This window comes from Arthrobacter sp. SPT-J7 (assembly GCF_059089965.1).
In genome coordinates, this window is record NZ_JBNHFF010000305.1 from 1 (window position 1) to 3,163 (window position 3,163).

Genomic DNA, 3,163 nt, shown 5'->3' on the forward strand with positions numbered 1-3,163 from the left:
ACCTTCGCGGGGAAGGTGAGCGGCCGGTCGTCGACAAGGGGCCCCGCTACCGGGGGGACGCTGTCGAGCTTGCGGGATTGGGGAGGTAGCGGGGAGGGTTCCCTGGCTGAGCGGGCGAAGGAGGGATGGGGACTCAGGCCTTGTGCGGCGGGCGCGTCATGGACATCACGTCCAGGGCGGTGTCCAGCTGCTCCTCGGTGAGTTCGCCGCGCTCCAGGAAGCCCATGGCCACTACCGTCTCGCGGATGGTCAGGCCTTCGGCAACTGCCTTCTTAGCGATCTTGGCCGCGTTTTCGTAGCCGATGTACTTGTTCAGCGGGGTCACGATGGACGGCGAGGCCTCGGCCAGGAACCGGGCGCGCTCCACGTTGGCGGTGATGCCGTCGATCATCTTGTCCGCCATCACGCGGCTGGTGTTGGCCAGCAGGCGGACCGATTCCAGCAAGTTGGCGGCCATGACAGGGATGCCCACGTTCAGTTCAAAGGCGCCGTTGGTTCCGGACCAGGCGATGGCGGTGTCGTTGCCGATAACCTGCGCGGCCACCATGATGGACGCCTCGCAGATGACCGGGTTGACCTTGCCGGGCATGATCGAAGAGCCCGGCTGCAGGTCCGGAATGGCGATTTCGCCCAGGCCGGTGTTGGGGCCGGAGCCCATCCAGCGAAGGTCGTTATTGATCTTCATGAACGAGATGGCGATGTTGCGCAGCTGGCTGGACGCCTCGATGAGGCCGTCGCGGTTGGCCTGCGCCTCGAAGTGGTTGCGGGCCTCGGTCAGGGGCAGCCCGGTGTCCGTGGCCAGCAGTTCGATAACCCGCTCCGGGAAACCCGCCGGAGTGTTGATGCCGGTTCCAACAGCGGTGCCGCCCAGGGGAACCTCGGCGACGCGGGGGAGGGAAGCATTGATGCGCTCGATGCCGAACCGGACCTGGGCCGCGTAGCCGCCGAACTCCTGGCCAAGCGTCACGGGCGTGGCATCCATGAGGTGGGTGCGGCCGGACTTGACCACGTCCCTGAACTCCGCGGCCTTGCGCTCCAGGGACTCGGCCAGGTAGCCGAGGGCAGGGATGAGGTCGTTGATCAGGGCGGACGTCGCGGCGACGTGCACCGACGTGGGGAAGACGTCGTTTGAGGACTGCGAGGCGTTGACGTGGTCGTTCGGGTGGACCACCTTGTCGCTGCCGGCGGCCTTCAGGGCACGGGTGGCAAGCTCCGCGATGACCTCGTTGGTGTTCATGTTCGAGGAGGTGCCGGAGCCGGTCTGGAAGACATCAATGGGGAAGTCGCCATCGTACTTTCCGGCGGCCACCTCATCAGCGGCGTCTGCGATGGCCTTGGCAAGCTCGCCATCGAGCACGCCCAGTTCAGCGTTGGCCTGGGCGGCAGCCTTCTTGACCCGGGCCAGCGCTTCAATGTGCGCCCGTTCCAGGGTCTTGCCGGAAATAGGGAAGTTCTCCACTGCCCGCTGCGTCTGCGCGCGGTACAGTGCGTTCACGGGGACGCGGACTTCGCCCATCGTGTCATGTTCAATGCGGAACTCTTCAGTGGAAGTCATGGGGCTAGCTTAGGGCGATCCGGCATCCCACCGAAAACCGTGAAGAGCATGCTACGGGTGGTTTTTGGCGCTCGCCCTAGAGCTCGCCGATCCCGGAAACGACGTTGGCGCGGCCCTCCGCCAGGCTGTACGAGAGACCGATGACGGCGGTGCGTCCGCTTTCAATTGCGTCCGAAATCACACGCGAGCTGTCCGCCAGCCGCTGGGAGGTCTGCTTGACGTGCTCCACCACCATGTCGTTGACCTCGTGCTTGTCCTGGCGAATTGAAGTCAGCACCGACGGGGTGATGCGCTCCACCAGGTCGCGGATGAAGCCCGGCGGCATCTCGCCCGTGTCCACCGCGGCCTTGGTGGCGCTGACGGCCCCGCAGCTGTCGTGACCAAGGATGGCGATCAGCGGAACACCGAGGACGCTGACGCTGTACTCCAGCGAACCGAGGACGGCGTCGTCAATGACCTGGCCGGCGGTCCGCACCACAAAAACGTCTCCCAGCCCGACGTCGAAAATGATCTCCGCCGCGAGCCGTGAATCCGAGCAGCCGAAGATCACGGCAAAAGGGTGCTGGTTCTCCACCAGTGAGGACCTGCGTGAAGAGTCCTGGTTCGGATGGGAGGATTCGCCGGCGACAAAGCGTTCGTTGCCTTCGCGCATCCGGCGCCAGGCGAGGGCAGGAGTCAGATAGGTAGTCACGCGCCTACTTTACGGTGCAGGGGTGGCCGCAGGTGAAACTGTGACGGCAGGATTGCCGTCCAAGGATTTCACGACGGCGTCTGCCAGGCTGGCGAACTCGTCCAGAGGGGCGGCGCCGGTGAGGATGACGGTGGTTCCGCGGTACTCCAGCACCATCGACTTCTCACCCTTGCCGGTATCGCGGAGCTCCCATTCCTGGCCGCCCGCGCTGCGGGACCCCGTCACCGGGGCATTTTTCATTTGCTGAAGGAGCCAGGTGGGATTGGCCATACGCGTCTGGAACAGTCCAATGAAGGACTCCTTCGGCGTTATATAGCCGACCTCCCATGCAGGCACACCGCTTCCCGTGCCCCCTTCCCATCTGGCGTAGTTGGGCCGGAAGGAGTCGCCGGTGTCCGGCGCTACCGGCGTGAATCCTGCCACGTCCGTTGCATTCCGGGCGGCGGCGCTGACATCAATATTGGGGCGGTAGCCGTCGCTCTTGGGGGAGGGGTTCATCAGGACGATCGGCAGGAACGCGGCGATGCTCACCACGAGGGCTATGATCATGCCGATCACTGAGGCGTTCGCCCGCTTGGCCGCCGCCGCCGGAATGACAGGCTTAACCGGGTCCTGACCTCCGGCCGCGCTGGATCCGCGGTTGCTTCCGGATCCTGCTGGTTCGGGGGAAGGGCTGGTCTTTTCCTGCATTTCATTCACCCCTCTATAGTCGCCCATGCCGGTGCGCAACTCACACTCGGTCCGCCAGCGCGGCATACCGCTGCCGTCCTGCCTTCGGACTACATTGCGCAGCCGCGTCATCCCGCAGCCGGAACCCGGTGCCGCGACTATGATCGATATCAGAGGAATCACCGCACGGCTGTTCCGGCTGGGCGGGTTCATTGATCGCCACTCGACGACGAGGAGCACGGGACACC

At 65.0% G+C, this 3,163-nt stretch carries 3 protein-coding genes; all 3 read right to left on the reverse strand.

Features of this window, described 5'->3' with window-relative positions; genetic code table 11:
* Positions 1–133 precede the first annotated feature (133 nt).
* The 3 genes from AC5RWX_RS31755 to AC5RWX_RS31765 all read right to left on the reverse strand — a co-directional run bounded on the left by AC5RWX_RS31755 (position 134) and on the right by AC5RWX_RS31765 (position 2,936).
* Positions 134–1,555 (reverse strand): class II fumarate hydratase, encoded by a 1,422-nt coding sequence (locus tag AC5RWX_RS31755; RefSeq protein ID WP_494100165.1) that lies wholly within the window; start codon positions 1,553–1,555, stop codon positions 134–136.
* Between the two features lie 76 nt (positions 1,556–1,631).
* Positions 1,632–2,246: a carbonic anhydrase gene (locus AC5RWX_RS31760; RefSeq protein ID WP_494100166.1), complete on the reverse strand. Its 615-nt coding sequence runs from the start codon at positions 2,244–2,246 to the stop codon at positions 1,632–1,634.
* Positions 2,247–2,255: 9 nt separating this feature from the next.
* Positions 2,256–2,936 (reverse strand): DUF4245 domain-containing protein, encoded by a 681-nt coding sequence (locus tag AC5RWX_RS31765; protein WP_494100167.1) that lies wholly within the window; start codon positions 2,934–2,936, stop codon positions 2,256–2,258.
* Positions 2,937–3,163: the final 227 nt, after the last annotated feature.

What these genes read in the sequence shown, in the direction of transcription:
- AC5RWX_RS31765 (WP_494100167.1), bottom strand. Translation starts at nt 2,936, where the DNA reads ATGCAGGAAAAGACCAGCCCTTCCCCCGAACCAGCAGGATCCGGAAGC.
- AC5RWX_RS31755 (WP_494100165.1), bottom strand. Translation starts at nt 1,555, where the DNA reads ATGACTTCCACTGAAGAGTTCCGCATTGAACATGACACGATGGGCGAA.